This is a genomic window from Rhodococcus sp. 05-2256-B1, assembly GCF_002258465.1.
Lineage (GTDB): Bacteria > Actinomycetota > Actinomycetes > Mycobacteriales > Mycobacteriaceae > Rhodococcoides > Rhodococcoides fascians.
This window is the reverse complement of the sequence record NZ_NOZA01000025.1, coordinates 124,183-149,265: the sequence shown is the minus strand read 5'-3', so window position 1 is coordinate 149,265 and position 25,083 is coordinate 124,183. Positions and strand designations below refer to the sequence as shown.

Annotated in this window: 31 protein-coding genes; 14 read left to right on the top strand and 17 right to left on the bottom strand. The window is 64.0% G+C overall.

The genetic code is table 11. The annotated features are described in order from the left end of the window. Positions 1-29 precede the first annotated feature (29 nt). The 4 genes from CH285_RS13235 (at position 30) to CH285_RS13220 (ending at position 3,513) form a co-directional block, all read left to right on the top strand. Complete coding sequence (locus CH285_RS13235) at positions 30-659, top strand: TlpA family protein disulfide reductase (RefSeq protein WP_008720130.1); 630 nt, start codon at positions 30-32, stop codon at positions 657-659. After that, complete coding sequence (locus CH285_RS13230) at positions 656-1,288, top strand: TlpA disulfide reductase family protein (protein ID WP_080733221.1); 633 nt, start codon at positions 656-658, stop codon at positions 1,286-1,288. The genes CH285_RS13235 and CH285_RS13230 overlap by 4 nt, the downstream gene beginning before the upstream one ends. Next, positions 1,285-2,172: a cytochrome c biogenesis CcdA family protein gene (locus CH285_RS13225; RefSeq protein ID WP_032373339.1), complete on the top strand. Its 888-nt coding sequence runs from the start codon at positions 1,285-1,287 to the stop codon at positions 2,170-2,172. The genes CH285_RS13230 and CH285_RS13225 overlap by 4 nt, the downstream gene beginning before the upstream one ends. A 99-nt stretch (positions 2,173-2,271) precedes the next feature. Next, positions 2,272-3,513, top strand: a complete 1,242-nt coding sequence (locus CH285_RS13220; protein ID WP_094642717.1) for an Nramp family divalent metal transporter — start codon at positions 2,272-2,274, stop codon at positions 3,511-3,513. 105 nt (positions 3,514-3,618) lie between these two features. Here the strand turns inward: CH285_RS13220 and CH285_RS13215 are convergent, their stop codons facing one another. Continuing rightward, positions 3,619-4,065 carry a bleomycin resistance protein gene (locus CH285_RS13215; RefSeq protein ID WP_197077431.1) on the bottom strand — a complete coding sequence of 149 codons (447 nt, stop codon included), beginning with the start codon at positions 4,063-4,065 and terminating at the stop codon, positions 3,619-3,621. A gap of 215 nt (positions 4,066-4,280) precedes the next feature. Here CH285_RS13215 and CH285_RS13210 point away from each other — a divergent pair, with 215 nt between their 5' ends. Further along, entirely contained in the window at positions 4,281-4,841 is a 561-nt protein-coding gene (locus CH285_RS13210; protein WP_094642704.1) for a recombinase family protein, read from the top strand. A gap of 136 nt (positions 4,842-4,977) precedes the next feature. Here CH285_RS13210 and CH285_RS13205 read toward each other — a convergent pair whose 3' ends face one another. Both CH285_RS13205 and CH285_RS13200 read right to left on the bottom strand, forming a co-directional pair. Beyond that, positions 4,978-5,442 (bottom strand): DUF5956 family protein, encoded by a 465-nt coding sequence (locus CH285_RS13205; protein ID WP_032373337.1) that lies wholly within the window; start codon positions 5,440-5,442, stop codon positions 4,978-4,980. A 75-nt stretch (positions 5,443-5,517) separates the two neighbouring features. Further along, positions 5,518-5,868, bottom strand: a complete 351-nt coding sequence (locus tag CH285_RS13200; RefSeq protein ID WP_094642703.1) for a hypothetical protein — start codon at positions 5,866-5,868, stop codon at positions 5,518-5,520. 294 nt (positions 5,869-6,162) lie between these two features. On the opposite strand from CH285_RS13200, the gene resB reads away from it, so the two are divergent. Together resB and ccsB are read left to right on the top strand one after the other, a co-directional pair. Beyond that, positions 6,163-7,815, top strand: a complete 1,653-nt coding sequence (resB, locus tag CH285_RS13195) for a cytochrome c biogenesis protein ResB (RefSeq protein WP_176458598.1) — start codon at positions 6,163-6,165, stop codon at positions 7,813-7,815. 4 nt (positions 7,816-7,819) lie between these two features. Then, positions 7,820-8,791, top strand: coding sequence for a c-type cytochrome biogenesis protein CcsB (gene ccsB / locus CH285_RS13190; protein WP_094642701.1), 972 nt, complete (start codon positions 7,820-7,822; stop codon positions 8,789-8,791). Positions 8,792-8,800: 9 nt separating this feature from the next. On the opposite strand, the gene CH285_RS13185 is transcribed toward ccsB, so the two are convergent. After that, positions 8,801-8,932: a DUF3703 domain-containing protein gene (locus CH285_RS13185; RefSeq protein ID WP_080733457.1), complete on the bottom strand. Its 132-nt coding sequence runs from the start codon at positions 8,930-8,932 to the stop codon at positions 8,801-8,803. A gap of 11 nt (positions 8,933-8,943) precedes the next feature. Between CH285_RS13185 and CH285_RS27940 the strand changes: the two genes are divergently transcribed. From CH285_RS27940 to CH285_RS13175, 3 genes are read left to right on the top strand one after another with little or no spacing between them, the layout of a single operon-like run. Then, positions 8,944-9,090, top strand: a complete 147-nt coding sequence (locus CH285_RS27940; RefSeq protein WP_155288776.1) for a hypothetical protein — start codon at positions 8,944-8,946, stop codon at positions 9,088-9,090. Next, the gene (locus tag CH285_RS13180) at positions 9,087-9,719 is read left to right on the top strand and encodes a TlpA disulfide reductase family protein (RefSeq protein WP_080736598.1); all 633 of its coding nucleotides are present in this window, start codon (positions 9,087-9,089) and stop codon (positions 9,717-9,719) included. Before CH285_RS27940 ends, CH285_RS13180 begins: the two co-directional genes overlap by 4 nt. Continuing rightward, positions 9,716-10,537 (top strand): cytochrome c biogenesis CcdA family protein, encoded by an 822-nt coding sequence (locus tag CH285_RS13175; protein ID WP_032375700.1) that lies wholly within the window; start codon positions 9,716-9,718, stop codon positions 10,535-10,537. The genes CH285_RS13180 and CH285_RS13175 overlap by 4 nt, the downstream gene beginning before the upstream one ends. Before the next feature lie 316 nt (positions 10,538-10,853). Here CH285_RS13175 and CH285_RS13170 read toward each other — a convergent pair whose 3' ends face one another. The 3 genes from CH285_RS13170 to CH285_RS13160 form a co-directional block, all read right to left on the bottom strand. Next, the gene (locus CH285_RS13170) at positions 10,854-11,396 is read right to left on the bottom strand and encodes a DUF305 domain-containing protein (RefSeq protein WP_306436729.1); all 543 of its coding nucleotides are present in this window, start codon (positions 11,394-11,396) and stop codon (positions 10,854-10,856) included. Between the two features lie 205 nt (positions 11,397-11,601). Continuing rightward, on the bottom strand, positions 11,602-12,024 hold the full coding sequence (locus CH285_RS28705) for a DUF6153 family protein (protein WP_353806439.1): 423 nt from the start codon (positions 12,022-12,024) through the stop codon (positions 11,602-11,604). Between the two features lie 100 nt (positions 12,025-12,124). Continuing rightward, positions 12,125-13,072: an NlpC/P60 family protein gene (locus CH285_RS13160; RefSeq protein ID WP_032375702.1), complete on the bottom strand. Its 948-nt coding sequence runs from the start codon at positions 13,070-13,072 to the stop codon at positions 12,125-12,127. 401 nt (positions 13,073-13,473) lie between these two features. Between CH285_RS13160 and CH285_RS13155 the strand changes: the two genes are divergently transcribed. Next, positions 13,474-13,977, top strand: a complete 504-nt coding sequence (locus tag CH285_RS13155) for a hypothetical protein (RefSeq protein WP_176457804.1) — start codon at positions 13,474-13,476, stop codon at positions 13,975-13,977. A gap of 16 nt (positions 13,978-13,993) precedes the next feature. On the opposite strand, the gene CH285_RS13150 is transcribed toward CH285_RS13155, so the two are convergent. From CH285_RS13150 to CH285_RS13130, 6 genes are all read right to left on the bottom strand, one after another. Beyond that, positions 13,994-14,722: a TVP38/TMEM64 family protein gene (locus CH285_RS13150; RefSeq protein ID WP_045841173.1), complete on the bottom strand. Its 729-nt coding sequence runs from the start codon at positions 14,720-14,722 to the stop codon at positions 13,994-13,996. Between the two features lie 86 nt (positions 14,723-14,808). Beyond that, positions 14,809-15,147 carry a metal-sensitive transcriptional regulator gene (locus tag CH285_RS13145; RefSeq protein WP_032375786.1) on the bottom strand — a complete coding sequence of 113 codons (339 nt, stop codon included), beginning with the start codon at positions 15,145-15,147 and terminating at the stop codon, positions 14,809-14,811. 23 nt (positions 15,148-15,170) lie between these two features. Further along, the gene (locus CH285_RS27935) at positions 15,171-15,338 is read right to left on the bottom strand and encodes a hypothetical protein (protein ID WP_155288777.1); all 168 of its coding nucleotides are present in this window, start codon (positions 15,336-15,338) and stop codon (positions 15,171-15,173) included. Between the two features lie 108 nt (positions 15,339-15,446). Beyond that, positions 15,447-17,711, bottom strand: a complete 2,265-nt coding sequence (locus CH285_RS13140; protein WP_032375703.1) for a heavy metal translocating P-type ATPase — start codon at positions 17,709-17,711, stop codon at positions 15,447-15,449. A gap of 29 nt (positions 17,712-17,740) precedes the next feature. Further along, the gene (locus CH285_RS13135) at positions 17,741-18,004 is read right to left on the bottom strand and encodes a hypothetical protein (protein ID WP_032375704.1); all 264 of its coding nucleotides are present in this window, start codon (positions 18,002-18,004) and stop codon (positions 17,741-17,743) included. Between the two features lie 32 nt (positions 18,005-18,036). Beyond that, the gene (locus CH285_RS13130; protein WP_032375705.1) at positions 18,037-18,240 is read right to left on the bottom strand and encodes a heavy-metal-associated domain-containing protein; all 204 of its coding nucleotides are present in this window, start codon (positions 18,238-18,240) and stop codon (positions 18,037-18,039) included. A gap of 418 nt (positions 18,241-18,658) precedes the next feature. Between CH285_RS13130 and CH285_RS13125 the strand changes: the two genes are divergently transcribed. After that, positions 18,659-18,883 (top strand): DUF4396 domain-containing protein, encoded by a 225-nt coding sequence (locus tag CH285_RS13125; protein ID WP_094642700.1) that lies wholly within the window; start codon positions 18,659-18,661, stop codon positions 18,881-18,883. A gap of 145 nt (positions 18,884-19,028) precedes the next feature. Here the strand turns inward: CH285_RS13125 and CH285_RS13120 are convergent, their stop codons facing one another. From CH285_RS13120 to CH285_RS13105, 4 genes are all read right to left on the bottom strand, one after another. Then, positions 19,029-20,318: an MFS transporter gene (locus tag CH285_RS13120; RefSeq protein ID WP_094642699.1), complete on the bottom strand. Its 1,290-nt coding sequence runs from the start codon at positions 20,316-20,318 to the stop codon at positions 19,029-19,031. After that, on the bottom strand, positions 20,315-21,445 hold the full coding sequence (locus CH285_RS13115) for a PLP-dependent cysteine synthase family protein (protein ID WP_094642698.1): 1,131 nt from the start codon (positions 21,443-21,445) through the stop codon (positions 20,315-20,317). Before CH285_RS13115 ends, CH285_RS13120 begins: the two co-directional genes overlap by 4 nt. A 104-nt stretch (positions 21,446-21,549) precedes the next feature. Next, positions 21,550-21,969 carry a hypothetical protein gene (locus CH285_RS13110; RefSeq protein WP_255032414.1) on the bottom strand — a complete coding sequence of 140 codons (420 nt, stop codon included), beginning with the start codon at positions 21,967-21,969 and terminating at the stop codon, positions 21,550-21,552. 46 nt (positions 21,970-22,015) lie between these two features. Beyond that, entirely contained in the window at positions 22,016-22,216 is a 201-nt protein-coding gene (locus tag CH285_RS13105) for a hypothetical protein (RefSeq protein WP_141215005.1), read from the bottom strand. A gap of 242 nt (positions 22,217-22,458) precedes the next feature. Here CH285_RS13105 and lnt point away from each other — a divergent pair, with 242 nt between their 5' ends. Together lnt and CH285_RS13095 are read left to right on the top strand one after the other, a co-directional pair. After that, the gene (gene lnt / locus CH285_RS13100; protein ID WP_373454000.1) at positions 22,459-24,054 is read left to right on the top strand and encodes an apolipoprotein N-acyltransferase; all 1,596 of its coding nucleotides are present in this window, start codon (positions 22,459-22,461) and stop codon (positions 24,052-24,054) included. 163 nt (positions 24,055-24,217) lie between these two features. Next, positions 24,218-25,003, top strand: coding sequence for a M23 family metallopeptidase (locus CH285_RS13095; RefSeq protein WP_243597146.1), 786 nt, complete (start codon positions 24,218-24,220; stop codon positions 25,001-25,003). The last annotated feature ends 80 nt before the right edge of the window (positions 25,004-25,083 follow it).

Here is a 25,083-nt window from a genome sequence, read left to right as displayed (position 1 = left end):
CCGATCTCTCGAGAAAGAAGGTCACGGCGATGACGCGCGGCTGGTCGATCGTCATGCTCGTCGTTGTCGTTGCATCGATCGTCGCACTGTGGCCCCGCTCCGGTGGCGTCGAGGGCGGCCCATCCGACGTCATCGCCAACAATGTCGCGCCGGTCGGACCCGAACCCACACTGTCCCGCCCGCCGGATGACGCGGCACGAGCAACAGCGCTACCGCTGTGTCCGCAGCCGGTGCCACACGAAGGTGGGCCGCTGGCGGGAGTGATGGCGCGCTGCATCGGCAGTGCCGACGATGTCGATCTCGTCGACGTTCTCGGCAGCGAGGTGACGCTGATCAACCTGTGGGCATCCTGGTGCGGCCCGTGCCGCACCGAGATGCCCGTAGTCGATGCCTACGCCGCAGAACCCGACGCGATCCCAGTCATCGGAATCAACGTCGAGGACCGACCCGCGGACGCGGCCGCGCTGCTCACGCAACTGGGCATCCGCTATCCGAACTACATCGACGGCGGCAGCGTCCAGGACGCGCTCTCGGCACCGCCGGTCCTTCCCCTGAGTTTTCTCGTCCGCCCGGACGGAACGATCGAGCGCATCACCGACCCGACAGTGTTCGAGACGACAGACCAGATCCGCACTGCAATAAAGGACTTCACCTCATGACACGTTTCCTACCCGTGTGGGTCGGTACTCGACGACAAGGCGGCACGCCCACCGCGGCAATCGGATCGATTCTTGCCGTCGTACTACTGATCTCCGGATGCTCCGCTGGTGCCGACGCTGCACCGTCCGGCGGGAGCTTCGACTTCGTCGCGCCCGGTGGCCGAACCGACATCGTCTACGACCCTCCCGAAACACGCGGAACCATAGGCGAGCTCGCCGGCCCCGATCTGATGGAGGAGGGCAAGACGACCGCTCTGGCGGACTACGACGGAAAGGTCGTCGTGATCAATCTCTGGGGTCAATGGTGTGGCCCCTGCCGCGGCGAAGCCGACGACCTCGAAGAGGTCTACGAGGCCACCCGTGAGCGCGGTGTGCAGTTCCTCGGTATCAATGTCCGAGATCCGCAGAAGGACAAAGCGCAGGACTTCGTGGTCGACAACAACGTCACTTACCCTTCGATCTACGACCCCTCGATGCGGACGCTGATCGCCCTCGGCGGGAACTATCCGACCAGCGTCATTCCCTCGACGCTGGTACTCGATCGCCAGCACCGGGTGGCCGCGGTCTTCATGCGAGCCCTGCTCACCGAAGACCTGCTTCCCGTCGTCGAACGGATAGCCGCGGAATGACGACTCTTCTCGCCCAAGACATCGGGTCGACGTTCCAGAACGCGGCATCGAGTGGGCCCCTACTGCTGGCGATCGCGGCATGCATGCTCGCCGGGTTGGTCTCGTTCGCCTCACCGTGCGTGGTGCCGCTGGTGCCGGGATACCTGTCCTACCTGGCAGGCATCGCCGGCGCCGACGCCCAATCAGCCCGCGACGCCCAATCAGCCCGCGGCACCCAATCGGCCTGCGAGGCTCAGTCAGCCGATGCCCGGACACCCAGCACCGCGACCGCCGGTACGTCGTCGACGGGTCTCGTGAATCGCTGGCGTGTGGCCGGTGCAGCGTCGTTGTTCGTCGCCGGGTTCACCATCGTCTTCGTCCTCGCCACAGCCTCGGTCTTCGGAGTCATCGGCACCTTGCGCATCAACGAGCAAGTACTCCAACGCGTGGGCGGGGTCATCACGATCATCATGGGTGCGGCGTTCATCGGGTTGATACCCGCACTGCAACGCGACACCCGATTCGCACCCCGGCAGATCTCGTCCCTTGCAGGAGCGCCGCTGCTCGGTGGGGTGTTCGCGCTCGGCTGGACGCCGTGCCTGGGTCCGACCCTTGCCGGCGTGCTGTCCGTGGCGGCAGGCACCGAAGGTGCAACCGCAGCCCGCGGGGTCACTCTCATCGTCGCGTACTGCCTGGGACTCGGCCTACCGTTCGTCGTTCTTGCGTTCGGTTCGAGTTCGGCGATGCGCGGTGTGGGGTGGCTTCGGAGGAACTCTCAGAGGATCAAGGTGGCGGGCGGTGTCATCATGATCGCCGTCGGCATCGCACTGCTGACCGGGGTGTGGGGGTTGTTCATCGCCTGGATCCGCAACGAATTCGTCAGTGCAGTGATCCTGCCCATCTGATCGTGATGTCGCCGAACCGCCACGCCGCATTGCATTGTTCGGGAGGCCGAACTATATTTTCAGGGTTCTGACATATTGTTGGTGCCGGAGGGTGTGGTCATGTCTGTGCTGCAGCGCCGATCGTCTCGGCCGCCCTCGAGGTTTCGGTCTGGCCTCGTTCTGCTCGGTCCTGCTTTCGTCGCCGCGATCGCCTACGTCGACCCCGGCAATGTCGCCTCCAACGTCAGCGCCGGCGCGCAGTTCGGGTACCTGCTGGTCTGGGTGATCGTCGCCGCGAACGTGATGGCCGGCCTCGTGCAGTTCCTCTCCGCCAAACTCGGCATCGTCACCGGAATGACACTGCCCGAAGTGGTCCGCGAGAAGTCGAGCAAGAGTGTGCGACTGGCATATTGGGGGCAAGCAGAAGTGGTCGCCATGGCGACCGACCTCGCAGAGATCGTCGGCGGTGCGATCGCTCTTTACTTGCTCTTCGACCTGCCGCTCCTGATCGGCGGCCTCATCACCGGAGCCGTATCGATGATCTTGTTGCTGGTCCAGGATCGCCGGGGCCAGCGCCCGTTCGAGTTCGTGATTCTCGGTCTACTCGGTGTCATCGCCGTCGGATTTCTTGCCAGCGTCGTCGTGGAACCGCCATCGTTCACCGCCGCTGCCGCCGGGTTGATTCCGCGGTTCGACGGCGCGGAAAGCGTATTGATAGCCGCCGCTATGCTCGGTGCGACGATCATGCCGCACGCGGTCTATCTGCACTCCGGCCTTGCACGTGACCGGCACGGACACCCCGAGGCAGGGCCTGTCCGGCAGCGGTTGTTGCGGATCACCCGGATCGATGTCGGGTTGGCGATGCTGCTGGCCGGTGCAGTGAACATGTCGATGCTGCTGTTGGCGGCCTCGACGCTGGGAGGCCGAGAGGGCGTCGATTCCATCGAAGGAGCTCACACAGCAGTAGGAGACACTCAGGGGCCGGTGGTAGCGCTGCTGTTCGCGGTGGGCCTGCTGGCCTCGGGCCTGGCATCGACATCGGTCGGGGCATACGCCGGCGCGATGATCATGGACGGCCTACTACGTCAGCGCATTCCGATTCTGGTGCGACGACTGGTGACACTTGTTCCCGCACTGGCAATTCTGGCCGCGGGGGTCGACCCCAGTCGGGCACTGGTCGTCTCACAAGTCGTCCTGTCCTTCGGTATTCCGTTCGCGCTCATTCCCTTGGTGCGGTTCACCTCGGACCGCATCCTGATGGGCGGCGATGTCAATCACCGGATCACGGCATACGCGGCATGGCTCATCGCGGGAATCGTCGTCGCACTCAATGTCGCGTTGATCTATCTGACCGTCGCCTGACTGCGCGCGGGTGGACAAGTCCAGCATGCGCTTATTTCAGGACGATGACCACGCGTAGCGCGTCGACGGACGTCCGGGTCATCGAGTTTCTGCTCGAGGGTGCGGTCAGGGTGCGCCGTTGCCTGCCGTGGTGGGCTCGTGTTGGCTTTTTTCATCGGTATGGAAAGTGATCAGATTGCCGTCGGTGTCGACAGCTGCGAACTCCGTCGTTCCCCAGTCCGTCGAGACGGGACGACCCGCGTCTGCGGGATGGAGCACTCCCGCGCGGGACATCTCGGCGTAAAGGTCGTTGATCTCGTCCACGGCGATGCGGCAGCTGGCTGTGCCGGCAAGGAACGTCTCGGCTCCGCTGCATACCGGCCATGCCGCAGGGTCTGAACGGGTATTCCAGCTGTCGTCGTCGGCGGCCCACAAGTGGATCTCGACGTCGTCGCGGGTAAGTCTCGCGAAAGTCGGGTCGGTGTACCGGGTCGTGAAGCCGAACGCGCGGACGTATATCTCTACAGCGGTGTCGATGTCTCGTACCGGCAGCGCAGGTACCACTTTCGACATGCCCATAGGCAACACTAACGCCGACGAGCCGGAGTAGGAGCCGAACCCACATCAATTGCTGGCGCTCAGTGCATTCGACTTCTGACACAGTGAACGCGACTCCTGAAACTGACAGGATCGATATCGAGACTCAATCGTGATGTGTCTCAGAAACCTGTCTCAAGCTCTGACGCGCCGCCTGTGCCTTGTCGGCCGTTTCTGAGACAGTCATCCTCGTGAGCGCCGTTTTGGGATACATGAGGGTCTCGACCACCGATCAGTCGCTGGATCTACAGAGAGACGCACTGACAGCCGCCGGCTGCTTCCGCATCTGGGAAGAGGTCGCATCCGGAGCAGACAAAGACCGACCTCAGTTGCAGCTGCTCCTCGAGAGCGTGCGCGCCGGCGACGTCGTCGCAGTATGGCGACTCGATCGACTCGGCCGCTCACTGAGCCACCTCATCGAAACCGTCAACCTCATCGAAACCAAAGGTGCAACACTGCGCAGCATCACCGAAGGCATCGACACCTCGACAGTCGGAGGACGCCTGACCTACAACATCTTCGGCTCCCTCGCCGAATTCGAACGAGACCTCGTCAAAGAACGCACCATGGCCGGCCTCGCAGCCGCACGAGCCCGCGGCCGCATCGGTGGCCAACCAGCCAAGATCGACGCCGACAAAGCTCGTCACATCCGCAGAATGCTCGACGACGGCACACCCAAAACCGAAATCGCATCAGTACTCGGAATCGGCCGCGCCACCCTCTACCGGCACCTCAGTTCGCCTGCGGGTTAAGCGATTAGCTCCCATCACGGTGTACGTCCGGCCCCGGGTTCCTTTGGCGAGACACTTCCACCGGGTACACCAAAACGGCGACAGGAGGGGTCGCACGTCCTCTGTCTCTGCCAAGGAAAATTGGCGGCTCGCAAGGTCAGGACCGGAACAAATTTCCGTACAGCTGTGCAATGGATTCGAAGACTTCTACGGGATCCACATAATTGTTCTTGTCTCGTAACGCGTCTTCGAGGGCATCTTCGTTCACGATGTTGTCGGGGACCAGCACGTGCCACTTGTAACCCCGCGGTTGTGGACGAACTCCTGCCGAGGCCAAGTATGCATTGATGTCCTCGTTCTGTGCACGCAAATCTTCTTCAGTGAAGGCCTCGAACCAAACTTCCTGCGGGTCACCGGTTGCCTGGTGACCGCGTGACACTTTCACGGGCGGATGCAGCGCCGCTGGATACGACGTCCGAAAGCATCGGCCCGGACCCGCAGCCCAGGCAGTCAACGCCCCATGACCGTTGGCGACGAGCGGTACGTATCGACCCGTGGGCAGACCTTCAGGTATTTCACCCTCGTCATCCGCGACCGGGTAATCGCCCCAGTATTGAGCCATACCGTCTCCTTTAGGCTGAAACGAACTCTGGCCTCGGCCGCCGAAGCGCCGAGGCCAGAGGCGACGATCAAGATGCTAACCGATCTGGAACGACCCGATGGGGTCCCCGGTCTGTGACAGCAGGGGAATCGTCCGGGGAGCTGGCGTCGCGGCAGCGTCGACTACCGAACCAACCAAATCGTCCGACCTGACGTACCCCAGCTCACCATCGGTACCGATGGCGCTGACCAGGTCAGGGAGTTCAGCATCTGCCTGCGCGGCCTCGCCGGTTCCGTAGCTCTCACCGTCCGGATTTGTTCCTTGTGCGCGCGCAGCGTCGCCGTCTGCGCGAGGTGCAGCCAGCGCAGCGGGGGCAGGGTACTGGAGGGGGTCGGACGGGAAGGTGACGTACTCCGACATGTTTCCACCGGACGGCCACACCGCCACGAATCCATGACTGTTGTAGAAGCCGGGTCCGCAGTCTCGAGTGGACGTAGCGGTCTGAGAACTCGTGTTGAACAGGTTACTCCGCGGGATGAAACGCGTTTGGACGGCATGAGTAGAAGAACCGATCCGCGCCTACCGTGGGGCCGAAAGCGGCCTAAACCGAACCGCAGCCCGGCAGCGTTCCGGATGGACCAAGTACCACGTTTGTGGTTGCAGCACTTACCCTCTCGCCCAGGCGACTACCGCACACAACTGCACACGGCCCATCAACTACTATGTTGCATAGTAATTGAGATGCAATCGTCGAAAGGGTGTGGCGGTGTGACAGCTGATCAAACCCCGGCGCTCACATCGCAGGGACGGTTACGCAGAGCAATCGCTGCGGTGCGCAACAGGTGGCGGCAACTGACCTCGATGCGAACGGCACTGGTGCTGCTGTTTTTGCTCGCTATCGCAGCAATCCCAGGCGCCCTGCTGCCACAGCGCAATCTCAACACCCAGGCGGTTGATTCCTACATCGCAGCGCGCCCGGCTCTCGGGGCCGTCATGGACACGCTGGAATTGTTCGACGTATTCGGAAGCTTCTGGTTCACCGCCATCTACGTCCTACTGTTTGTGTCGTTGATCGGCTGCCTGACTCCCCGAATGATCGAACACGGTAAAGCCCTTCGCGCACAGCCAGTTCGCGTACCCCGAAACCTTTCGCGACTACCGCTTCATCATTCGGGCGCTCTCGCCGGTAGCCCGAAAACCGTCATCGACGACATCGCGCCCCACTTGAGAGGGTGGCGTACTGCCGTTAGGCCCGAGCCCGATGGGGCGCTCACCCTCTCCGCCGAGAAGGGCTATACCCGCGAAGCGGGAAACCTACTTTTTCATTTCTCGCTGATCGGTCTGCTCGCGGCCATCGCCATCGGCAAGCTCTTCGGTTACGAAGGATCGGTCATCGTCATCGCCGACAACGGGCCCGGTTTCTGCAACACCTCGCCCGCCATCTACGACTCCTTCCGGGCCGGCAACAGCACCGACGGAACCGGGCTGGAGCCGTTCTGCATCAGAGTCAAGGACTTCAACGCCGACTACCTTGAGAACGGCCAGGCAGAGATGTTCACCTCGAACATCTCCTACCAGTCCGCCGACGACATCGCCGCAGACACCTGGCGCGACTATCAACTCAAAGTCAACGAACCCCTCCGGCTCGGAGATGAACGCATCTACCTCACCGGCCACGGATACGCCCCGGAATTCACCGTGACCTTCCCCGACGGTCAGAGTCGAACCGAGGCCCTGCAGTTCCGGCCCGACGACGCCACCACGTTCCTGAGTAGCGGGGCGTTGCGTTTCGATCCACCCGGCGGGACCTATGCCACCGCCGATGAGCGACGCCGCGGCCAGATCGCCATCGAAGGCCTCTTCGCTCCCACTGCGCAATTCAACGGAACCCTGCTCTCCTCCCGCTTCCCGGACTTGGTCGATCCTGCTGTGGCAGTGGATATCTACAAAGGTGATACCGGCCTCGACACCGGCATCCCCCAGTCGATCTTCTCCCTGGACCAGGAGATGATCAACCAGGGCCGACTTGTCAAGCAGGATCGGGTGAACCTGCGTCCCGGTGAATCGAAGACCCTCACCGACGGCACCAACATTCGATTCAACGGCGCCAAGGAGTTCGCCAACCTGCAGGTCGGATACGACCCCGCACAGTTGTGGGTGCTCGTGTTCGCGATCACGATGATGACCGGACTGTTGGTCTCGCTGGTGATCAAGCGACGTCGAGTCTGGTTCCGTGTACTCCCGGCCGAAACAGGCCGATCGAGCGTGGAGATGGGCGGGCTCGCCCGTACCGATCACGCCGGATGGGGACCCGAATTCGAGACCCTCCGCACCGAAATCTGGACGCCGCGTACAAAGACCCACTCCGAGACCCTCGATACAGAAACGGTGTAGCGCCATGCCGATCGACGACACCCTCGCCCGCTGGAGCGACATCAGTTTCGAGACCGCCTTCGTGGTCTACCTTCTCGCAGCGATCCTGTTCATCGCACAACTCGCAACGACGCGAACAGCGACTCTGAGCCGGGCCGCGAGTCTGCATCCGCAACTGATCGCAGCGACATCATCGACACCGGGATACGTGCCGGTCCCCGAGCGAAGAGCCCCGTCCGAACGGCTGGGCCGCACGGGGCTCGCCCTGGTGATGCTCGCACTCACTTTGCATGTCGGGTCGATCGTCCTGCGCGGGATCGCCACGGGCCGCCCGCCGTGGGGCAACATGTACGAATTCGTCTCCGTCACCTGCGCGGCCGGCATACTTGCCGGACTGATCGTGCTGCGCTCGGAGCAACTGCGCACACTATGGTTGTTCGTCCTCGTGCCGACCTTGATCCTGCTCTTCATTGCCGGAACTGTGCTCTATGCCAACGCGGCGCCCGTCGTACCAGCCTTGCAGTCGTATTGGCTCCCCGTGCACGTCTCCGTCGTCTCGCTCGGCAGCGGGGTGTTCCTGATCTCCGGTGCAGCCAGCACATTGTTCCTGATCCGGATCCGATATCCCAACAACAACGCCGTCCCCGACAGCAGAGTGGGCCGGATCGTCGCTCGTCTCCCGTCGGCGCACTCGCTCGACGTGCTGGCGTACAAGACCACCATCTTCGCGTTTCCCCTGTTCGGAATCGGTGTCATCCTCGGCGCGATCTGGGCCGAGGCCGCGTGGGGTCGGTTCTGGGGCTGGGACCCGAAAGAGACGGTCTCATTCATCGCGTGGATCATCTACGCCGCGTACCTGCACGCCCGGGCCACCAGCGGGTGGCGTGACACCCGGGCCGCGTGGATCAACATCGCCGGATTCGTGGCCATGCTGTTCAACCTGTTCATCATCAACATGGTGGTCTCCGGACTGCATTCGTACGCGGGTTTGAACTGATGTCGCCTGCTAGCCGCCGCCCTGTGCTTCGGCGAGGTCATGCGGCACCGGTCGCGTCAATCCCGCGTCGACCCGGCCGGTGTTGCCGACCGGGTATCGACCGGACCAGGATCCAGGAGCCACGACCACGATCCGAATCAACTGACTGCCTCGTGTCCGTAGTGCATTCCGGAGAGGGAAGTCACAGTGCCCCGAGCTTCGTCACCGGCCAAGACTGGGGCATCGACCGCGTCACCGATCCCACGATGTTCGAGACATCGGCGCAGATCCGTACTGCAGCAAAGGCGTCGACTTCATGAGACTCGGCCGCCCTACGGGGGCTCGCACACGCGAACAGAGCAGTCTGCCCGCCACGGCAACGGCATCCATCCTTGCCGTTGTACTCCTGGTCTCCGGATGTTCCGCAGGCGCCGACGCCGTGCCCTCCGGAGGTAGCTTCGATTTCGTTGCACCCGGTGGTCAAACCGACATCGTCTACGATCCCCCCGAAACGCGCGGAACCATCGGTGAACTCGCCGGACCCGATCTGATGGAGGAAGGTAAGAACACCGCTCTGTCGGACTATGACGGCGAGGTGGTCGTGATCAATCTCTGGGGTCAGTGGTGCGGCCCCTGCCGCGGCGAAGCCGACGACCTCGAAGAGGTCTACGAAGCAACCCGCGAGCGCGGTGTGCAGTTCCTCGGTATCAATGTTCGAGATCCGCAGAAGGACAAAGCGCAGGACTTCGTTGTCGACAACAATGTCTCCTACGCCTCGATCTACGACCCCTCGATGCGGACGCTGATCGCCCTCGGCGGGAACTACCCGACCAGCGTGATTCCCTCGACGCTGGTACTCGATCGAGAGCACCGGGTGGCGGCAGTGTTCATGCGTGCCCTCCTCGCCGAAGACCTGCTCCCTGTCGTCGAACGGATAGCAGACGAATGACTGTTCTTCTTGCCCAAGGCGGCGTTGGCTCGACGTTCCAAAATCTGGCATCGAGCGGACCTCTGGTACTGGCGATCGCCGCATGTATGCTCGCCGGGCTGGTCTCGTTCGCGTCACCGTGCGTGGTGCCCCTGGTGCCGGGCTACCTGTCGTACCTGGCGGGCATCGCAGGTGCCGACGTGCCGTCGCTCGCCGCCGCCTCGACTGGTGAAGCACCGCCGAAGCTGGCAAGCCGCTGGCGCGTGGCAGGTGCAGCGGGGTTGTTCGTCGCCGGCTTCACCATCGTCTTCGTCCTCGCCACCGCCTCGATTTTCGGGGTCATCGGCACCCTGCGCATCAACGAACAGGTGCTTCAGCAGGTCGGCGGTGCCATCACGATCATCATGGGCTTGACGTTCATCGGGTTCATTCCCGCATTCCAACGCGACACTCGATTCGCGCCGCAAACCATCTCGTCTCTTGCTGGAGCGCCGCTGCTCGGTGGCGTGTTCGCGCTCGGCTGGACGCCGTGCCTTGGCCCCACGCTCGCCGGGGTGTTGTCCGTTGCCGCTGGCACTGAAGGCGCAACCGCAGCGCGCGGCGTCACTCTCATCGTCGCCTACTGTCTGGGACTCGGTCTACCGTTCGTGGTCCTCGCGTTCGGCTCGAGTTCGGCGATGCGCGGTGTCGGCTGGCTACGGCGGAACTCGCAGAGAATCAAAGTGGCAGGCGGAGTGATCATGATCGCCGTCGGTGTCGCCCTGCTGACGGGGGTGTGGGGTCTGTTCATTGCCTGGATACGCAATGAATTCGTCAGTTCGGTTGTATTACCCATCTGAGAAGGAAACCGAGCAGCCGCACGTGCAAGACCACGCCTCCCCAACTGCCAGTGCCGGTGGTATCGAACCCACTCTCTGTCGACGGCGCGCCCCCGCCGGGCCGCGATGACCCGATCCGAGAGCCGCCCCCTGTCCCTACCGCGGATCTGCGTGTCCCAAGGACCCCGCAGGCGGGTGCATCAGCAGGGGAGGGCATGTTTCCGGGGCCGTGTTGATCGGTGTGGCAGCTAAAAGGGCCAGGTCCTTCGAAACCGAAGGGCGGGGCTCGGTATTAGCCGAGCCCCGCCCTACGGTTGATAGTTCCCAGAATTGAGAGTTACTGGGCGAGCAAACTTTCCATTGTGGAGATTTCGCTCTGCTGCGCATCGATGATTGTGGAGGCAAGCTCCTTGGCATCAGCATTGGAGCCGTCGGCCAACTCGATCTGAGCCATCTCGATTGCCCCCTTGTGGTGCTCGATCATCATGGTGAGCCACATGGAGTCGAACTCCGCTCCGTTAGCGGCCGACAACATGTCCATGTCTTCCTGGCTCATCATGCCGGTCATGCCACCGCTCCCCATGTCCATACCGCCCATGTCCATTCCGCCCATGTCGGCGGACGCTGCGGGCTGTCCCCATGCGGTGAGCAGGGCATTCATCTGCTCCATCTCCGGTGCTTGAGCTGCTTCGATGGCCTGGGCCAGCTCGATGACCTGAGCATTCTCGGTTCGGCCGTCGACAAGTGAAGCCATCTCCACCGCTTGTGCATGGTGGGGGTACATCCCTTCGACGAACGTGACATCGGCATCGTTGAATTCGGCCGATGCTTCGGCGGAATTCTCGGAGGACGACGAGGCCGGTGTATCGCTGCTCGACATGCCGGGCATGTTCATTTCGCCGTCGTTACTGCTGCAGCCAGCGAGAACTGCGGCGGCGACAGCGGAAGCCGCCGTTATCGCGATCGTGAAACGGGTAGATCGATTCGAACGCATAACAAACTCCTGAAATTATGGTGGGGTGGTTCGGATCGACAGGCACACTGACCCGTCGACATCTGTGTCTCACACAACGGTGAGTCACCTGTCAGATCCGAAGCACAGACAATTCGGAGAGAGTGAAAATGGTCCAGGGCGGCGGGTGCCCGGTTCGACGACGAACTGCCGACAGCCGCGCAGCGTGGACGAGAGAACCGGCGAAGCCCACAACGATTGCCCGTAAGACGGCCAACGCCGCGACAGCACCGATGATAGCCAGACACAGATGCATGACCGAGCTGTGATCGCCACAGCCGTTCCCGCAGTGTGCTGCGGAACCACTCTCCGATGCTGTCGCAGATGATGCTCCCGAATGCTCGTCGACGGCAGGTGGAGCGCTCACCGTCGAGGTCATCGAGTGTTCGCCGATACTCGTCGCCGTTGCGAACGACATCGGCGCAGAATGCATGAGAAGGACTCCGAACAGCACTATCGAAGCGCAAACAGCACCTAGGAGCCACTTCTGGTTCATAGGTTCCGTGGCTGAAGTCCTCACCGGTTCGATCTTACCGGTCTGCCACACGGGCATCCGGTCTCCTCGCAGTCGCGGCGTCCGGACCGTGGACATCGAATCAGGTGGCGATGGGCCGGTTGATTGCGGTCACTTCATCCCAGGGAACGGGCGCGACTTTGACGACGTCGCCGCCGGTGGGGGCGTTGACGTATTTCCCGTCGCCGATGTAGATCCCGATGTGTCCGATCGGTGAGTAGAGAGAGATGAAGTCACCCGGTTGCACTGATTCGCGGGAGACAGGTGTGCCCGCTCGTGCTTGGTCTGCGGCCACGCGTGGAACGGTCAGTCCCAGTTGTTTGTAGGCGAAGTAGATCAGTCCGGAGCAATCGAAGGACCCCGGCCCGGTAGCTCCCCAGGAATAGGGTTTGCCGAGTTGGTCGAGGGCGATGCGCATCGCCTCCGCTGATGTTCCACTCGCAGCCGAGACGGCGGCGGGTAGCTCGGAAGGATTCGTGGTGCCGGGGCTGACGATGGCAGCTCGATCCGCATCGGTGAGGGCGGCGAATTGGTCGGTGATTTTGGCGATCTGATCGGCCAGGTCGGTCTGGCGTTGCTCGAGGTCGCGTTGTGTACGTGCGGCGTCCGCCTCGGCTACCGCAGCGGACGCCTGTGCTTGCCGGGCTTGTTCGAGCTGGTCTCGCGCTTCGTCGTCGATCTGTGTCGAGTCGGCGAGTGCAGCGGCTCGATCGGCGAGGATCCGGTCCAACAACACCATCTGATCGAGTAGTTGCTGTGGGCTGTCCGCGACCAGAACGGCCCCGAGAGGGGATTGCGGTACACCTTTGTACGCGGCGTCGACAGCTGTGGCCAGTGCTCGACGGTTGGCAGATGCGGCCACTTCGGCTTCCCGAGCCGCCGCCGAGGTCTCGTGGGCGAATTGAACTGCGGTACTCAGTTCGCCGCGGCGACGATCGAGGGTGTCCTGCGCGGCGTACATGCTCTCGGTGAGAGTGAAGGCGGTCGCATTGAGTTCAGCGAGTTGTCGTACGGCTTCGGATGCGTTCACCGGGGGTGCAGCAGGGTCCGCCGAAGCTGGAGCATTTACCGAAAATGCCGCGGCAACAACGATGATCGAGGCGATCAGGGTAGCGCGGACACGCCGCGTCGGGCCTGAAAAAGAATGCACAGAAGAAATCCTCTGGGGTCGGTGTGGGTTCCCTGCGTCACCAGCGAAGGAAACGGAGCGCGGCGAGAGCCGCATGGGACTGTGTCCGGCCTCGCCGGTCACCATTGTCGGGTATCGGCAGTCGTAGACGGTTCCTCACGGTCGGCTGAGGCTCGCGTCGACGCTCGACGCCTGTGCCGTATGGGCGGCGAGTCGGCGTCGATTGACGCCGACTCACCGCACCTGCAAACTACTATCATTCATAGTAGATGGTGGGGTGGTATCCGCTGACCGGGAGAGGGATGACGACTGTGACGATGCGTGACTGGCCGGCGCGGCGTTGGGTGGCCGCGTTACTGGGCGCGACGGTGGCCGCGCTGGTCGTGGCGATCCCCACCGGGATCATCCACACTGCGTTCTACGTTCGAATGACCCCGGTGTTGTGGTGGAACTATCCGGTGTGGATTGCCACCGCAGTTCTCAGTGGCCTCATTCTTGCGACATACGTGAGCACTGGGCTGGCGTCGTCGGTTTCTTCCCGTGTAGGGGTCAGTGCGAATGCGTTGTCGTTGTTGGCAGTCGGATGTCCGATATGCAACAAACTGGTAGTGGTGGCGGTCGGGGTGAGCGGTGCTCTGGATCTATGGGCACCCGTGCAGCCCGTAATCGGAGTGATGTCGGTGGGGGTGATGGTGTGGGCTCTTCGACTGCGAATCCGCGGGGAACGCGCGTGCCCTACTTCTCGCGTAGGTCAGGAGTTCGGCAACTCCGCTGGCTTTGGCGGTGCAGGCGCAGCAAAATTGTAGGATTTCTCGCCACGTCCTATCCGCGGTCCGGCAGCAACAGACGACGAAGGCGACCGCTTCTCGATGCGCCATCTGCGGTGTTGGGCTGTGCCTGCGACACCGGCAGGCGGGCGTCGGCCAGCAATCCTGCCACCCCGGCGGCCACGCAGGCCGACGTCACCACTATCAATGCCGGATTCGTTCGCCCGGTCAAAGCGTCCCCGAACAGCACCGCGGCGATCGTACCGGGCAGAATCCCCACGACAGTGGCCGTCGTGTAGGGCAGCAGGCGCACCGCGGAGAGTCCGGAGCAGTAGTTGACCAGGGCGAACGGTGCCGGGGCAATGAGCCGCAAGGACCCGACGGCCAGCCACCCCCGCCGAGCCAACCGGGCATCGATGGACTTGACCGCAGGATTCGTCAGCCGCTCCTGCACCGCGGTGCGCCCGAGCGCGCGCACCAGCAGCAACGCCAGCACAGCGCTGACAGTTGTGGCGGCGATCGTGACGGCGACCCCGGTGGCGGGACCGAACAACAGTCCGGCGCTGAGGGTGAACACCGTGCGCGGTACCGGGGCAATCGTCAACACCGCCTGGGTCAGAAAGAACACCACCACGAACGACGGGCCCATCGACTCCGCCCACTCGCGCACCACAATGATCGACGGGCGGGGTACGAGGGCGGCAGCCACTGCCAGTATTGCCAGCGCTGCCACGGTGGCGAGGACTCGGCGATCGCGCAGAATCGCCGATACGGTTTCGGTCATGACGGTCTCTGCCTGCGCCGCCTCGCCGAGGTTTCCGACAAGCACGCGGGAGTGGACGGCGAGGAATGGCTTCGCACTGCCGGTGCTCAGGAGCGGACGAGCCGTGAGATCGCGTCGGTGGCCTCTTTGATCTTCGCGTCGGCTTGGGGACCGCCGGCGATGGCGGCGTCGACCACGCAGTGGCTGATGTGAGCTTCGAGCAGGCCCATGGCCACCGCCTGCAAGGCTTTGGTCATCGCCGAGACCTGGGTGAGGATGTCGATGCAGTACTTGTCTTCCTCGACCATGCGCTGCAGTCCTCGGGCCTGGCCTTCGATGCGCTTGAGGCGTTTGAGGTAGGCGTCCTTTTCGGTGATGTAGCCGTGCGCGGCGTGATCATGGCCGTCGGTCTCGGCGGGTGCCTGCGCGGCCGCGGGAGTGGCCATGGTGTCCTCCTGGAATCCGAGTGTCATGCCGAGCATCCTCGATTATGCCCGCCCGGGGTATGGCGCGAGAGGGTCGGTCCGTCGAGTCGTCGCTGGGCCGCCGCCGCAGCGCACATCACCGCGCAGCGGGCCACCGCTCGGGTCGCCGGGTGCCGGGTGATCTGCACCAAGGTCGTTGTCACGAAGGACATGGCCCTCTCCTTTCGTAGGCTGCATCGGGGTTGTAGCGGTGGGGTGGGGTGGCGCGCCTGCATGCCACGCCCACCCCAGCCTTTTGGGTGCTTGTTCTACCCGCGCGGTTATCCGGTGAGGGACTTGAACCGGCGCAACCGCAAGCTGTTGCTGACCACGAACACCGACGAGAACGCCATCGCTGCACCGGCCAGCATCGGATTGAGCAGCCCGGCCGCAGCCAAGGGGAGGGCGGCCACGTTGTAGGCGAACGCCCAGAACAAGTTGCCCTTGATGGTGCCCAACGTTCGGCGGGACAGGCGGATAGCATCCGCTGCTGCGCGCAGATCACCGCGCACCAACGTCAGATCGCTGGCTTCGATCGCAACGTCGGTACCGGTGCCCATCGCCAGACCGAGGTCGGCCTGCGCCAACGCGGCGGCGTCGTTCACGCCGTCGCCGACCATCGCCACTACCTTGCCCTGCTCCTGCAGCCTTTTGACGACGTCCACCTTGTCTGCGGGCAGCACCTCCGCGATCACTTCGTGGATGCCGACCTGGTCGGCGATGGCACGCGCGGCGGCTGCGTTGTCGCCGGTGAGCATGATCGGCGTCAGACCCAGGCCCCGCAGCTGCTCGATCGCCTCGGCGGAGGTGGGTTTGACCGCGTCGGCGACGACCAGTACTCCGCGAGCCCGACCGTCCCAACCGACTGCGACGGCGGTCTTGCCCTCGGATTCGGCTGCACGCATCGCACTTTCGAGTTCGTCCGGCAGCTGCTGCGCCCGGTCGGCGAGGAGGCGGGCCCGTCCGACGATCATTGCGTGGTCGTCGACTATGCCCTGCACCCCGAGGCCTTCGATATTTATAAACTGCTCCACCGGTGGCAGGGCTCCGACCTTCTCGCGGGCACCTTTGGCGATGGCCTGGGCGATGGGGTGCTCGGACGAATCTTCGAGTGCACCGGCCAGGCGCAGCACCTGCGCGGTGTCCTCGCCGTCGGCGGTGATCACGTCGAGCAGAGTCATCTTGCCGGTGGTGACGGTGCCGGTCTTGTCGAGTACCACGGTGTCGACACGGCGGGTCGATTCGAGCACTTCGGGACCCTTGATCAGGATGCCGAGCTGAGCGCCGCGGCCGGTGCCGACCATCAGCGCGGTCGGGGTGGCCAGGCCGAGGGCACACGGGCAGGCGATAATCAGGACGGCGACGGCTGCGGTGAACGCGGCCGCGATCCCACCGCCGGTGCCGATCCAGAAGCCGAGTGTCGCCGCGGCAAGGGCGATCACGATCGGGACGAAGACTCCGGAGATCTTGTCGGCCAGACGCTGAGCTTGGGCTTTACCGGTCTGAGCGTCTTCGACGAGTTTCGCCATCTGTGCGAGCTGGGTGTCCGAGCCGATGCGGGTCGCCCGGACCACGATTCGGCCACCGACGTTGACCGTCGCGCCGACGACCAGATCATCGGGTCCTACCTCGACGGGCACGGATTCGCCGGTCAACATCGAATTGTCGACCGCGGAAGAGCCGTCGGCGACCACGCCGTCGGTGGCGATCTTCTCCCCGGGGCGGACGACGAACTCGTCACCGACGATGAGTTGATCGGTGGGGATGCGCTGTTCGACACCCTCGCGCAGGACGGAGACTTCCTTGGCACCGAGCTCGAGCAGGGCACGCAGGGCGGCACCGGCGCGTCGCTTGGAGCGTGCTTCGAAGTAGCGGCCGGCGAGGATGAAGGTGGTGACTCCGGCTGCGGCCTCGAGGTAGATGTTGCCGGCCCCGTCGGAGCGGGAGATGGTCAGCTCGAACGGGTGTGTCATGCCGGCCGTTCCGGCGGTGCCCCAGAACAGGGCATACAACGACCACCCCAGTGCTGCGATGGTGCCCATCGAGATCAGGGTGTCCATCGTTGAGGTGGCGTGCCGCAGATTGGTGAAGGCGGCCTTGTGGAACGGCCATGCCCCCCACACCACCACGGGTGCGGCGAGGGTCAGGGAAAGCCACTGCCAGTTGGTGAACTGCAGTACCGGAACCATGGCCATCGCGATCACCGGCACGCTGAGCACCAGCGATATGAGCAGGCGTTGGCGCAGCGAGGCGGTGGGGTCGATCTCGGCTGGCCCGGCCGCGTCGGGGTCGGTGGAGGAGGCGGCGGGCGCGGGGACCGTGGCGGTGTAGCCGGCCTGCTCGACGGTGCCCACGAGATCCTCGGTCGAGACATCACCGACGTAGTCGACGCGTGCTTTTTCGGTGGCGTAGTTCACCGTCGCGGTGACACCGTCGAGCTTGTTGAGCTTTTTCTCGATCCGGTTCGCGCAGGAGGCGCAGGTCATACCACTGATGTCGAGTTCGACCCGGCCGTCGGCGGTGGGGTGGTGCGTGACGGGATTCATCGTCGCTCCTCTCGGGGTGTGGTGGTGTGTCAGTGTCCGTGCCCGGCGGGCATCGGCTCCGAGGCGGCGGGCACCGCGGCGTATCTGCTGTCGGTGACCATCAATCCTCCAGGTCTCTGATTGGCGACGGGCCCGCCCGCAGTGGACACCGCGGCGGCGTCGTGAGTCGAGGTGTCGTGTGTGTCGGGTGGTGCGGCACCTTCGGGGCCGAAGGCGTCCCCGGCTCCGAAGGCGAGCCCGAAGACCGCGGCTAGGGCGATGGTGAATCCGACGAACTTCGATGATGCGTTCATCGTGCGAATCTCCTGTCCGGGTCTGGTGTCGATCAGGAGGCGAGCTGGTAGCCGGCCTCGTCGACTGCGTGGGCGATGGCCGTCTGCTCGATCGGGGTGTCCGAGTCGATATCGACTCGGCCGCTCGCGAGGTCGACATTCACGGCGGTCACACCGGGGATGCCGCTGATCTCCTCTCGGACCGAGGAGACGCAGTGCCCGCAGGTCATTCCGGTGACGGTGACGGTGGTGTTCATCGATGCCCTTCTTTCTTCGATTCGGAATGTGATCGAGGTCGTCGCGACCCACTTACAGATTTACCATACCCCCCTACGGTATGCAACGAGATGTGCCGCACCGGTGCTACGGCATGACCCTGGGCACTGACCGGAACACCGCCCTCGGATGCGGGAGCGGCACCCAGAATCGAACGTCGCACCAGAGCCTGCATCGGCGGGCGTCCTCGACTCCGGCTACTACGAACGCGGATTACGCGCGCGCAGAGATGCCCACAATCTTCTCGATGATGTCGCTTCCGTCCTTGCCGACGTCGAATCTCGTGCGGACAGAGTGTTCTTTGGGTGATGATCATCGTCATCGCCATACTGGCCACGATCATGCTCTTCGTATACGAGCGTTCGGCCATCACACCGGTAGTCGGTACGCAGGCAATCCATTCGGCGTTCTGTCGTGGCTGCGCTCGGCGTCGCTGCACTGACCGTACTGGCGTTCGACCTCGGGATGGGTGGCTGGATGCTGCTGCTGTACTACACCGAGACCATGCCACCGGTCACCGACGCTGCGTTCTGGATGCTCATGCAAATCGGTATCGTCCTCGGGGTGGTCACGGGTTACCCCGTCGTCCGTCGCCTCCAACGTCACCGCAACACCCCCGCCTGAGGCGTGGGTGGCCCGCATTCGTGTGAATGCGGGCCACCGGTCGGTGGATAGTCGTGAACGGTGCCGCGTCACACCCTCTGTTCGGCAACCATCGTCGAGGTCTCGGGTGTGGGCAATGCAGGCCACTTCTCGGCGTGCACTGCCGCTAGCCGGTGGCCGGTACCTCGCCGCTTTCGGTCACCGTGGTCTCGGTGGGGGGTGGGGTGAGCCGGTCGGATCGATCGAGCGCATAGAGAGCGGCCACAGATGCCGCCCCGACCAGGGTCAGTATTACCCAGATCAGTGCACCCAGATGCGCGTCGCTGAGAAGCCCGAAGACGGCACCGGTGCCCAGGTTGCCGAGCAGGATGCCGACCCCGACGATGGTGTTGTAGAAGCCGTAATGGGTAGCCACGAGCTTCCCGCCCGACAGGGTCACCACCGTGTCCATCTCGAACGGAAACACCGCGGCGGTGCCGACCGCCAACAGTGCAGCGGTGAACACCAGGGCACCGGCGGCGGCCCACCCGCCCAGCGCGGCCGGGCTCGGCAGCACGATCAGCGGGAGGAACGCCAGCGCCATGATTGCCATACCGACCACCACGCTTCGCCCCGAACCCCACCTGCGGGACAACCAGGACGTGATCCGGAACTGCCCGGCGATCGCGACCACGCCGGAGACCACGAACAACGAGGTCACCAGAGCGGTGTCGGACCTGCCGTCACCGACTACTACCGCCGCCTGCAGCGGCAGCGCAAGATAGATCTGGAACGAAAGCACGTAGGATCCGATCATCGCCAGCGCGAACAGCACGAAGGGTCGGTTGGCCATCACCACCCGCCAGTCCTCGAGTACCGATGTCATGGCCCCGGCAGTTTCGGCCCGGTGCGCGGGGAGCGTCCAAATCTGCACGATCGTCAGCACAGCGAAGACCGCGGCCGCTGCCAGTGAGGTGACTCGGAAGTCGAGGGTGGTCAGCGCGAGACCGATCAACGGGCCCAGCAGAATCCCGGCCTGATAGAACACGTTGAACACCGCGAACGCCTCGACCCGCCGTGGCCCTGCGTCGGCGGCCAGATACGCCCGCACGGCCGGGTTGAACAGCGCACCGGCGAACCCGGTTGCGGCCGAGGCGAGCAGGATCGCCGGCAGCGATTCCACGGCCGCGAGCAGTACGAAACCGGCGACCCGCAGCAGGCAGCCGGCGACGATCAGGGGTTTGTATCCGAGGCGGTCGGCGAGGGTGCCGCCGAGCAGGAACATCCCTTGCTGGGAGAAGTTCCGCATCCCCAGCACCAGCCCGACCGCCCACGCCGCCAGGCCCAGGGGACCGGCGAGATACCCGGCCAGGTACGGCATCAGCATGTAGAAACCGACGTTGATGGAGAACTGGTTGACCATCAACACCTGGCTGGGCCGGTCGAAGCTACGGAACTTGGTCAGAAAAGTTTTCATCGAACGCTTTCGGTGGGATCGACGACGGTGGGATCGACGACGGTGGCGCACCGCGTCCACGACGTCACAGTCTCATCGGTGGGGTGGGCGATGGTCGTCGGCTCGGTCGGCGGGTCAACGTCGAGCAGGCCGTGCTCGGTGCAGTAGTCGTCGTTGTAGATGGTGTCGAAGTAGCGCTGCGGTCCGTCGGGGAAGACGGCCGCGACCCGGGTCTCCGGCGGGCTGGTGCGAGCGATCCAGCCGGCCGCGAGGGCGACGGCCCCGACGCTCCAGCCGCCGCTGGCGTGGTGCGTCGCCGCCAGGGTGCGGCACGACCACACCGCTTCGTGCGGGGCCACCCAGTGCACCTCGTCGAAGGCGGGATAGTCGATGTTGTCGGGATAGATGCTCGAACCCAACCCGCGCATGAGCCGAGTGCTGGCGGGTTGCCCGAAGATCGTCGATCCGATGGTGTCGACACCGACCAGTTTCAGGTCGGGGCAGAACTGCCGGAGCACCCGGGCCACCCCGGCGGAGTGCCCTCCGGTACCCACCGAGCAAACCAAGGTGTCGACGCGGCCGAGCTGGGCGATGAGTTCGTGAGCGAGCGACTCGTAGGCCTCGACATTGTCCGGGTTGGTGTACTGATCCGGGCACCACGACCCTGGATGTGTATCGAGGAGCTCACGGACCTTCTCACGCCGGGCCTGCTGCCAGCCGCCGTCGGGGTGCGGTGTGGTGACCAGTTCGACGCGGGCACCGTACGCGGCGAGCATCCGGTGCACGATCGGTTCCAGTCCCGGGTCGGTGACGAGGGTGACGGGGTGGTGATGGGTGATCCCGGCCAGGGCCAAACCCAGGCCGAGGGTGCCGCTGGTGGATTCGATGATCATCGAACCGGGAGCGAGGTCGCCGCGGGCCTTTGCTTTCTCGACCATGTGCAGCGCGGGGCGGTCTTTCATCCCGCCGGGATTGCTGCCTTCGAGTTTCGCCCAGAAACCGCGGCCGGAGTCCGCGAACGGTTCACCGATCCACAGAACAGGAGTGTTGCCGACCATCGTGCTCGGTTCCGGGCAGTTCTTGGCGGTCGCCAACATGTGGCCGGCGGAGGACGGTGGCACGAGTGTGGAGCGAACAGCACTGTTCATGAGTAATCCCTGTATGTGACCTGCGAGGGCGCAGTAAGTGAGTGATGGGCAGCACGAACTGGGCCATGAGAAGAGGAGTCCTCGGATGGCCCGCGGGCTGCTGATCAGCACCTGTTGATACAGAGTTCGTTCAAGACGGTTCGGCCGTGCCGGATCGGAATGGGTAGATCCGGTGGGGCTCGCGGGTTGCGCGGGGCAGACATCGCCACCAACACCACATCGAAGGCCATCGCGGCGACCGCGGCGATGGTCGATGGGCGGGGCGGGTTGTCGGATCGGGGCATTGCGATGACGGTGTTCGTATCGTGCGCCATGTGGGGCGATCCGACGTCGATGTGCGCGTGGTTCGGGGAGAGTTCCGCGGCGGCCTGAGACGAGGACGAAACGATGTGTACGCCGTCGCTGTGATGGTCCTGTTCCCAGGCGATGCCGCATTGAGCGATGGTGTGAGCCAACAAATACAGGACAGCGGCGACTGCGATAACCGTCCGCAGGCGCGGCGGGCCCAGCGCAGAGATTCTCACAACGCCTCGACGGTAGCAGCCGGAAACTGGGTTGGCCCAAACCCATTCAGGGTGCCCCTGATGTGCCGCCGCCGAATCGGGCGGTCACACCGCCCGCCCGCAGGCACCACATGTTTCTGGTCACGTCGAACACGGCCAGGACGATCGGGGCGGTGATCATGATGGCCGCCAGAGCAGATGCACCCGCATATGTCGGCGTGCTGCGGCGCGGTAGAAGCCAGTCTCCATCCCGGGGTCCAGCACGCATCTTGTGCGAGCCGAGGGTGGTCCGTGCACCGGTCGATGCCCGGCCACGAAGGGCACCGCGAAGGACAAAGGGCACAGCGAAGGTGCGCGGTCGATATCCCGGGGTATGCATCGACGTCGCAGAGGCGCGGTGTCGGCGGGGGAGCCGGTCCGGGCTCACCGCTGTTACTACTATCGTGCATAGTAGCAACCGAGGGTGGTCAGGTGGCGCTATGCCGTACATGAGAAAAGAGCCATGCAGGCATGCTCGATATCGAGTCCAGCGCAACAACAATGAACCGTCACCGACGAACCCGACGTCGTGCGTTCACCGCGATAGCAGGCAGGTCATCGTCCGCGGTATCTGCTGGTGTGTTGTTGTACGCGGGCTTTCCACCTCGGTCGCTGTGGTTCCTCGCGCCGCTGGGTATCGGGGTTCTTGTTCTCGTCATCCGCGGCCGTTCCATCCGGGCGGCATTCTTCTACGGGTATCTGTCGGGGCTTGCGTTCTTTCTGCCCCTTCTGCCCTGGGTGGGCGTCTACGTCGGCGCCCCGCCGTGGCTGGCGCTCGCGGCGATCCAAGCGATAGCAGTGGCACTGTTCTGCGCTGCAGCGGCCGCAGTGTCCGGGTTGCGCTTCGAAGCGCTGTGGATCGCCGCGATCTGGACCGCCACCGAAGGTCTGCGCGCACGGATTCCGTTCGGGGGATTTCCGTGGGGGAGATTAGCTTTCGCCCAAGCAGACGGCCCTCTGCTCTCGCTTGCCGCGTTCGCCGGTGCGCCCGGTGTATCTTTCGCAGTCGCAGTGATCGGCGCGGCACTGGCAAGTGTGGTCCGCCAGGTACGCTCGCCGACGTCGCGATTCGCAGTCGGATCGGTGGCCACTGTAGTGATCGTGCCAGCTCTGGCTTTCGCGCTCACTCCCGCTGGCGACGCAGGCGCAGCGCGTGCGACGGTCGCCGTTGTGCAAGGCAACGTTCCGCGGTTGGGTCTGGACTTCAACTCGCAACGTCGAGCAGTTCTCGACAATCACATCGAGCGAACAAGGCAACTCGGGGACGACATCACCGTCGGCAGTGTGCCCGCTCCCGACCTGGTGATCTGGCCGGAGAATGCATCCGATATCGATCCGCTGCGCAATGCCGACGCCACTGCCGGGATCGACGCTGCAGCGCGGTCGGTCGGGGTGCCGATTCTGGTCGGTGCGGTCCTTGGCAACGACGACGGCACCTCGACGAATACCTCGATCGTGTGGGATCCGGTACTCGGACCGGGGGAGCGACACGACAAACGCAAACTTGTTCCTTTCGGAGAGTATCTCCCGATGCGATCTGTGATGACGGCGTTGTCCTCGTACGCCTCGCAGGCCGGTAACTTCGTTCCCGGGTCGGGCGACGGTGTCGTCGATATCGCCGGAATTCCGACGGCCGTCGCCACGTGTTACGAGGTCGCGTTCGATGACCTGGTCACCGAGTCCGTGCGTGCGGGGGCGCAGCTGATCACGGTCCCCACCAACAATGCGACGTTCGGGCGCACCGACATGACCTACCAGCAGTTGGCGATGTCGCGGCTGCGGGCGGTCGAGCACAACAGGACTGTTCTCGTTGCGGCGACCAGTGGGGTCAGTGCCGTCATCGACCCACAGGGGAAGGTCGCAGATCGTTCGGGCTTGTTCACTGCGCAGACGTTGGTCGCTGATGTTGCCCTGGAAACGAGATCGACGTGGGCGACAAAGCTGGGACCGCTTCCGGAGTACGCCGCGGTCGTTCTTGCTGTCGTGGGGTGTGCTCTCGCATGGAGAAGGCAGCGTTCGCCGGCCGATGGTCTCCGACCGTCGACGTCCGGTGCTACCGCGCTGTGAGGCACGAAACCACTGCGGGGGACATCGAACTACTAACCATGATAGTAATTACCCCACTCGTCGTGTATCTTTTCGTTATCGCGTCGTGATCCGTTCGATACATCAGTGAGGTGCGCACGTCGATGATTACGCCTCGCTCCATTCGATTACCGAGGACTCTGCTGTGGCACAACACCGTATGACCCGCATGACCGACCGACGTCGACAGTTGATGGACTGTGACGTGCAGGGAGTGGCGGTGACGCCGAGAGGGCGGCATCGCGCTCGGGCGCGCGCCACCGAGCGCCGCGGCAGTGTCGCTGTCGGTATTGCGGTGGCAGCGGGCGCTCTGGTCACGGCGGGTGCCCAATATGCGAGTCCCGCACAGGCGCAGGCAGTCCCCGTGCACGAAGCGACACCGATGCAGGACCCGGTGGCCGAATACTTGCCTCAGATCCTCGCCATACCGGAGATCTCCAATATCAACGATGCGATCGAGCAGTTGGCGAAGGGGCAACGAAGGGCAGAGGAGAGCGCTGCGCGTGATGCAGCGGCGCTGCGACCACTCGTCGTTCGTCCGGTCGCCGGGACCCTGACCTCGGATTTCGGTCCACGATGGGGGACTACGCACACCGGGCTCGACATCGCCAACGCTATCGGAACTCCCGTCTACGCGGCAGCCGACGCTACCGTGCTCGACTCCGGTCCTGCAGACGGATTCGGCCTCTGGGTACGTCTTCAACATGACGATGGAACGACAACGGTCTACGGGCACATCGATCAAACCTTGGTGACAGTGGGGCAACGAGTACAAGCCGGTGAGCAGATCGCCACCGTCGGCAATCGTGGCCAATCGACCGGGCCTCACCTGCATTTCGAGGTCGTCGACGCGGCGGGGAGCAAGGTCGATCCTCAGGAGTGGCTCGCCTCTCGGGGTGTCGCGCTGTCCGACGCGGCTGTTCGGTCGTAGGCCCCCGTTTCACCTCTCGGGCTCGCAGTAGGTACGGCGAACTTACCGGAATGCGGGCGATCGTACTGCGCTCCCGCCGA